The following is a 6,533-nucleotide window of genomic DNA, read 5'->3' as shown; positions in this document are numbered from 1 at the left end:
CTGCGGGCGCTGGACGCGTTCGGGCTGACGTACATCGAGCAGCCGCTGGCGTGGGATGACCTGGTGGATCACGCGCAGTTGCAGGGCCGCCTGAGCACGCCGCTGTGCCTGGACGAGAGCGTGGCGAGCGCGCAGGACGCCCGCAAGGGACTGGCGCTGGGGTCGGGGGGCGTGGTGAACGTGAAGGTGGCCCGCGTGGGCGGTCACGCGGAGGCGCGGCGCGTGCATGACGTGGCGCAGGCGTTTGGTGCGCCCGTGTGGTGCGGCGGGATGCTGGAAAGCGGGATCGGGCGGGCGCACAACATTCACCTGTCGACCCTGCCGAACTTCACGCTGCCGGGCGATACGAGCAGCGCGAGCCGCTACTGGGAGAAGGACGTGATCCAGGAAGGGCTGGAAGCCACGGATGGCCTGATGCCGGTGCCGCAGGGTCCGGGCACGGGCGTGACGCTGGACCGGGAGTTCGTGTCGCGCGTGGCGGAGGTGCAGGAGGAGTTCCGCGCGTGATCCGCGTGCCGGTTGAGGGGCGGGCGTTCCCGGAATGGAGTCCGCCGGGGTTCGTGATCCGCGAGGTGGTGGACCCCTGGGCGTTCCGGGCGCTGGAGGGCGTGCAGGTGGCCGCGTGGGGGTACGCCGACCGCGAGGTGACGCCAGGCACGCTGTTCCGGATCAGCAGCGTGACGGGCGGGATCGTGCTGGGCGCGTACCCGCTGGACCAGCCGGAGCGTCCGGTGGGGCTGGCGTTCGGCTTTCCGGCGCTGCGGGACGGGGGGGTGTGGCATCACTCGCACCTGCTGGCGGTGGACCCGGCGTGTCGGGGCTCGGGGCTGGCGGTTGCTTTGAAGGATGTGCAGCGGCGGCTGGCGCTGGAGCAGGGCCTGACCCGTATGACGTGGACCTTCGATCCGCTGGTGACCCGGAATGCCCGCCTGAACCTGGGGAAGCTGGGGGCGGCCGCGCGGACGTACCTGCCGGACTGGTACGCGCTGGAGGAGGACCGCGCCGGGGCGTTTCCGGCGGACCGCCTGCTGATCGAGTGGGATCTGGCGCGCGGCCCAGTGGAACGGGTCGCCCCGCGACCGGAGGGACTGCGGGTCCTGGAGGCGCGGGGGGACGCACCGGGCGTGCCTCTGCCCCTGGAGGCTGAGGTGCTGCTGGCGCCAACACTCCTGGCGGAGGTGCCGCTGCGCGTGGACGCTCTGCTGGAGCCCGTGCGGCGCGCGTGGCGGCTGGCGCTGCGGGAGGTGCTGGGCGGGGCGCTGGCGCGGGGGTTCGCGGTGGTGGATCTGGCGCGGGAGGGCAAGCGGGCCTTCTACGTGCTGCGCCGGGAGGGTTGAGCGGGCACTGTTCAGAACCCCCCGGCCATGTTATGTTATTTACATAAGGAGGTCAGATGTTACATATTGAATTCACCACCGACCTGGGCGCCAAAGTCACCGTGGACGTCGAGAATGCCTCGGCGCTCCTCGATACGCAGCGGCAGTACGGCCGCCTCGGCTGGACCAGCGGCGAGATCCCCAGCGGCGGCTACCAGTTCCCGCTGGAGAACGAACCCGACTTCGACTGGCACCTCATCGGCGCCCGCAAGTGGACCAGCCCCGACGGCGAGGAACTCGTCATCCACAAGGGGCACGCCTACCGCCGCCGCGAACTCGAAGCGGTGGACAGCCGCAAGATGAAACTCCCCGCTGCCGTCAAGTACTCCCGCGGCGCGAAAAGCACCGACCCCGAACACATCCGGGAGAAGAGCGACGGCGAATTCGAGTACGTGACCCTCGCCATCTTCCGCGGCGGGCGACGCCAGGACCGCTACGCCACCCCCGGCGCCCGCCCCGGCACGCCCACGCAGGCCCCCGCCCAGGCCGCGCGCCCCGCCCCCACCCGCCCGGCCCCCACGCAGCCCCGCCCCGCCCCGGCACGCGCAGACGACGAACCGCCGTTCTGACGGAGGCAGTGGGAAGTAGGAAGTGGTGAGTGGAAAAGGCAGGAAGGGCACCCCAGATCGGCGGTGCCCTTCCTCTTTTCCCACTCCCTACTGCCCACTCCCAACTACCTACCGCCCACGGCCCGTTCGATCACCGAGCGGACGTCGGCGGGCTGCCACCCTTCGGGTTTGAGGATCTTCCCGTCGGCGCGGCGCGGCCCGCTGGCCTTGGTGAGGTTCGCGCGGTGCACCTCGGCGAACACGGCGTCGGCATCCAGGCCCAGGCGGTCGAAGGCGCCGTACGTGACGTACAGCAGGTCGGCCAGTTCGTGCGCCAGGGCGGTCAGGTCGTGCGCGGCCAGGGTCTCCCCGGCGTCCAGGCGGGCGGCGAGGGTCTGGAATTCGGCGTCCACCTCGGCCGCTTCCTCCTGGATGAGGGTGCGGCGCAGCGTCAGCAGGGCGCGGTCGGGGGGCGTGGGGGTGTCGCGGCGGTCCTCGCCGATGGCGTCGTGGAAGTCGCGCAGGTGGCGGGCGTTCGTCCTGGGGGCCTGACTGGTCATCCGGTCATGCTAACGGCCCGGCCACAGGCTGCGGCGCGGGGCGAGGTCGGCGTCCGTGACGGTCACACGCGCCGCGCCCGCTGTGACGGGCACGGGGAGGTTCAGGTCCACGCGGCGGCACACGCGTTCGCGCAGGCCGCACACGAACAGCGGCCCGCGCAGGCGCAGCTCCCCGGCGGGCGCGGCGGGCAGGGTCACGCGGACGGGCAGCAGCAGCCCGAAGGATTCCGGGTGGGTGACGCTGGCCGGGCCACTCAGCCGCACGGGCAGCGGCGCGCGGCCCGGGCCGTGCAGGGTCAGGGCGCTGGGCGCGGCGCGGTTCACGAGGACGCCGTGCAGGTCGAACCTCACCTCCACGGTCAGGGGGGTGGCCCCGGCGACGCCCGCACTCAGCAGCAGTGGGGCCAGCAGGAGCGGCAGGGGGCGCATACCGGGCAGCCTAGCAACCCCCGGTGGCGTGCGGGGCCGCAACAGACCGCCGCCCCGGAGGTGGGGTCCGGGGCGGTCAGGAAAAGCTCTGGTTGGCTCAGGTTGAAGGACTTGCACCTTCTGCGCGCTGGCCGGGTGGCCTGCGACCTGCTCGCGCGCCCGTTGGTGAAGAGGTGGGCGTCTCCCTCTCGGCCTTCGCCCCGTGGGGGGCGACCTCACCAGGCCGAGGCGAAGTATGCCCCGCCAATGTCAGCGCCGCATGTGCCGGATCTACAGCGGGCCTTAAGCAAAATGGCGCAGAGGGAACACTGTTCCAGACGACACAAAGCCCCTTGAGGCGCTACAGGTCCACGACGTGGTACCCGTACGCGTTGATGACCCGCGCGCCGCTCTCGGGGTCCAGGTACTCCAGTTTCTTCCCCTCGTACTCGTGGATGTGCCCGTGCACGACCAGACGCGGGTGACGGCGACCCATGAACGCGTTGATGTCCGGGCAGCCCCGGTGCGCGTAGTCACTTCCGGCGTGCGGGCCGGTGGGGGGCGCGTGCGTCAGCAGGACGTCCACGCCACGCCGCGCCTGCCACGCCAGCCGCCCCAGCCCCCAGCGGGCCTGCGTGGGCGTGTACTGCCCCTCGCCATCCGTGCGGTAACGGGGCACGCCGCCCCACCCGGCAATCCGCAGCCCCGCCTCCTCGACCACGCGGCCATGCGCGGCAATCACGCCGCGCGGGGGAATCCGGCCGTCGCCCTCGTTCACGTACTCGTTCTCGTGGTTGCCGTGCACGTAGATGATCGGCACCGTGAGTTTCGTCGCCAGGAACTCCAGGTAGTAGCCGGGCAGGTCCCCGGCGGCCAGCACCGCGTCCACCGCGGGCACGCCCTGCGGGAACGCCGAGCGGTACACGAACGGGTGGACGTGATCGGCCAGCACCATGACGCGCTTCCCCAGCGGGGCGCGGGACAGGGGGGGCAGGGCGGGCGGCGTCATGGTCAGGATGGGGGTGGTCCGAGTCGGCCAGACCGGGGGTACTGCGCGTGATGGACGAGTGTACCCCCGCGCGACACTCCGGGGAGAGGGGTCGCGCTAGCGTGCGGGCGTGCCGGTCCTCCAGACGCCCCGCCTGCTGCTGCCCCTGTCCCGCGCGGTGATCGCGCGCCGCCTGGAAGCCGAAGCGTTCACGCTGCCCCTGCCCGGGCCGGACGGGCCGCTGGACGTGACGTTCGGGCCGGAGTGGCCGGGCGATCCGCTCCCCGTCTTTCCGGGGATGCTGGCGGCGCTGACCGGGAATGAATCGGAGGTGGCGGGGTCGTTCATCGCCGTGCAGCGGGACACCGGGGAGGCGGTCGGGATGCTGGGCACGAAGGGGTCCCCCTCGCCGGAGGGGGCGCAGGAGATCGGGTACGGCTTCAACCCGGCAGTGTGGGGCCAGGGCCTCGCCACCGAGGGCGTGGGTGCGCTGGTGACGTACCTGCACGCGGGGCCGCACGTGCGAGCCGTCACGGCTGAGACCGCCGTGGACAACCCGGCCAGCGCGCGGGTCCTGACGAAGCTGGGCTTCCGGCAGGTGGGCCGCGGGTACAGCGACGAGGATGGCCCGCTGATCCTGTGGGCACACACCGCCACCTGAGCAGCACCCGGCATGAATATGCAGCTGAATACTCAGCACCTCTCATCTGCACGCGCCGCGTGGAAATAATGTTGCAGGCGTGAGGCATACCGCCGCTAAGCCCTTAGGCTGGAGTGCATGAACCTCTCGATTCTGGGTATCCCGATGGACCTCGGGGCGGGTCGCCGGGGCGTGGACATGGGCCCGTCCGCGCTGCGCAACGCCCACCTGACCCGCGCGCTGCGCGACCTCGGCCACAGTGTGACCGACCTGGGCGACGTGCGCGTGGCGCTGCCCGAGAGCGTGGACAAGCTGGAGGAAGGGGGCATGGTGTTCCTGGAGTCCATCCTGGACGCCTGCCAGGGGACCCGCGACCGGCTGGCGGCGCTGCCGGAGGGTACCTTCCCGCTGACGATCGGCGGGGATCACAGCGTCAGCATGGGCACCGTGACCGGCAACGCCCTGCGCGGCACCCCGGGCGGGGCGCGCATGGGCCTGATCTGGGTGGACGCGCACACCGACTACAACACGCCGGGCAGCAGCCCCAGCGGCAACATCCACGGCATGCCGGTCGCGCACCTGACCGGGCTGGGCGACCCGCGCCTGACCGGGCTGGGCGGCGGCTGGCACATGCGCCCCGAGGATATCGTCATGATCGGCATCCGCAGCGTGGACCCCCATGAACGCGACCTGCTGCGCGAGGCCGGGATCAAGGCGTACACCATGAAGGACGTGGACCAGCTGGGCATCACCCGCATCCACGAGGAGACCCTGGAACGCCTGAGCGGCACCCAGCGCCTGCACGTGTCGTTCGACGCGGACGCGCTGGACCCCAGCGTGTGCCCCGGCGTGGGCACGCCCGTCCCCGGCGGCCTGACGTACCGCGAGGGGCACCTCCTGATGGAACTGCTGTCCGAATCGGGCCGCGTGACGAGCATGGACATCGTGGAGGTCAACCCCATCCTGGATACCCGCAACCAGACGGCGGAGGTCATGGTGGGCATGGCCGCCAGCCTCCTCGGGCAGCGCATCCTGTAAGCCCGTTTCCTCCTGCGCCCCCGGCCCGCCCCGCGCGCGGCGGGGGCTTTGTGCACGGGGTCTCGACGGCCCCCCGCGTGGCGTGACATCCTGCGCGTCATGGTTGTCCTGCCCGTCCGTTTCGAGCGCAGTCCCCGCCTGCACCCCATGCTGAGCGAGGTCGCGCACCCGGTGGGCACCCGCGTGGTCGTGCAGGGCAAGCGCGGCCCCGAGGTCGCCACCGTGCGCGGCGAGCCCACGCCGCCGCAGGAGCAGGAGCGCTACGGCGCGGTGCTGCGCGCCGCCACACCCGAGGACCTGAGCCGCTGGGAGGACCTGCACACCACCGGCGAGGACCTCAAATGGCTGCTGCGCGCCCGCGCCCGGCAGCGCAGCCTCCCGGTGAAGGTCGTGGCGGTCGAGTTCACGCTCGACGAGAGCCTCGTGACCGTCAGCTACAGCGCCGAGGAACGCATCGAACTGACCGGACTGATCAGCGAGCTGCGCGGGCACACGCGCGCCCGGGTGAACTTCGCGGCGGTCGGCCCGCGCGAGCAGGCGCAGATGATCGGCACGCTGGGCGCCTGCGGGCGGGAGAACTGCTCCTCGACGCACCTGCAGGACTTCGCGCCGGTCAGTATCCGCATGGCGCGCGACCAGCAGCTCCCGCTGAACCCGGAGAAACTGTCCGGGCCGTGCGGGCGGCTGCTGTGCTGCCTGCAGTTCGAGCACACCCAGTACCTCGACCTGCTCAAGGACCTGCCGCGCAAGAACGCCCGGGTGTGCCACGAGGGGAGTGGCGCGTGCGGGAAGGTCACGAAGCTGCACCCGCTGGCCGGGACGGTGGACGTCACGACCGATCAGGGCGTCCTGACCGACGTGCCCGCCGCGGAACTGCGCCGCCTGACGGACGCGGAGATCAAGGCGATGCCCGACACCGGCCGGGGCGGGGGTCGTCCGGGCAGACCGAATCGCGCGCAGCCGCGAGAATGACGG

At 71.9% G+C, this 6,533-nt stretch carries 9 protein-coding genes (1 of these 9 only partly in view); 6 read left to right on the top strand and 3 right to left on the bottom strand.

Annotated elements, in window-relative coordinates; genetic code table 11:
* The 3 genes in view from menC to SY84_RS11375 are tightly spaced (at most 56 nt apart) and all read left to right on the top strand, a layout consistent with a single transcriptional unit that may run on beyond the window.
* Positions 1 to 507: the end of an o-succinylbenzoate synthase gene (gene menC / locus SY84_RS11385; RefSeq protein ID WP_046844113.1), read on the top strand. It extends 603 nt beyond the left edge of the window; 507 of the gene's 1,110 nt are visible here — the last part of the coding sequence; its start codon lies off the left edge, out of view; the stop codon is at positions 505 to 507.
* Positions 508 to 512: 5 nt separating this feature from the next.
* Entirely contained in the window at positions 513 to 1,337 is an 825-nt protein-coding gene (locus SY84_RS11380) for an acyl-CoA acyltransferase (protein WP_052751252.1), read from the top strand.
* 56 nt (positions 1,338 to 1,393) lie between these two features.
* Complete coding sequence (locus SY84_RS11375) at positions 1,394 to 1,945, top strand: single-stranded DNA-binding protein (protein ID WP_046844112.1); 552 nt, start codon at positions 1,394 to 1,396, stop codon at positions 1,943 to 1,945.
* Positions 1,946 to 2,049: 104 nt separating this feature from the next.
* On the opposite strand, the gene SY84_RS11370 is transcribed toward SY84_RS11375, so the two are convergent.
* The 3 genes from SY84_RS11370 to SY84_RS11360 all read right to left on the bottom strand — a co-directional run bounded on the left by SY84_RS11370 (position 2,050) and on the right by SY84_RS11360 (position 3,901).
* Positions 2,050 to 2,484 (bottom strand): hypothetical protein, encoded by a 435-nt coding sequence (locus SY84_RS11370; RefSeq protein WP_046844111.1) that lies wholly within the window; start codon positions 2,482 to 2,484, stop codon positions 2,050 to 2,052.
* A 9-nt stretch (positions 2,485 to 2,493) separates the two neighbouring features.
* A complete protein-coding gene (locus SY84_RS11365) occupies positions 2,494 to 2,913 on the bottom strand; it encodes a hypothetical protein (RefSeq protein WP_046844110.1) in 420 nt (139 codons plus the stop codon).
* 340 nt (positions 2,914 to 3,253) lie between these two features.
* Positions 3,254 to 3,901, bottom strand: coding sequence for a metallophosphoesterase family protein (locus tag SY84_RS11360; RefSeq protein WP_046844109.1), 648 nt, complete (start codon positions 3,899 to 3,901; stop codon positions 3,254 to 3,256).
* 109 nt (positions 3,902 to 4,010) lie between these two features.
* Between SY84_RS11360 and SY84_RS11355 the strand changes: the two genes are divergently transcribed.
* The 3 genes from SY84_RS11355 (at position 4,011) to SY84_RS11345 (ending at position 6,530) form a co-directional block, all read left to right on the top strand.
* On the top strand, positions 4,011 to 4,541 hold the full coding sequence (locus SY84_RS11355) for a GNAT family N-acetyltransferase (RefSeq protein WP_046844108.1): 531 nt from the start codon (positions 4,011 to 4,013) through the stop codon (positions 4,539 to 4,541).
* A 117-nt stretch (positions 4,542 to 4,658) separates the two neighbouring features.
* Positions 4,659 to 5,558: an arginase gene (rocF, locus tag SY84_RS11350; protein WP_046844107.1), complete on the top strand. Its 900-nt coding sequence runs from the start codon at positions 4,659 to 4,661 to the stop codon at positions 5,556 to 5,558.
* A gap of 99 nt (positions 5,559 to 5,657) precedes the next feature.
* Positions 5,658 to 6,530: a PSP1 domain-containing protein gene (locus SY84_RS11345; protein WP_046844106.1), complete on the top strand. Its 873-nt coding sequence runs from the start codon at positions 5,658 to 5,660 to the stop codon at positions 6,528 to 6,530.
* Positions 6,531 to 6,533: the final 3 nt, after the last annotated feature.

It is taken from the genome of Deinococcus soli (ex Cha et al. 2016) (genome assembly GCF_001007995.1).
Taxonomy (GTDB): domain Bacteria; phylum Deinococcota; class Deinococci; order Deinococcales; family Deinococcaceae; genus Deinococcus; species Deinococcus soli.
Note: the sequence above shows the minus strand (reverse complement) of the source record. Positions and strands in the feature narration are given on the sequence as shown.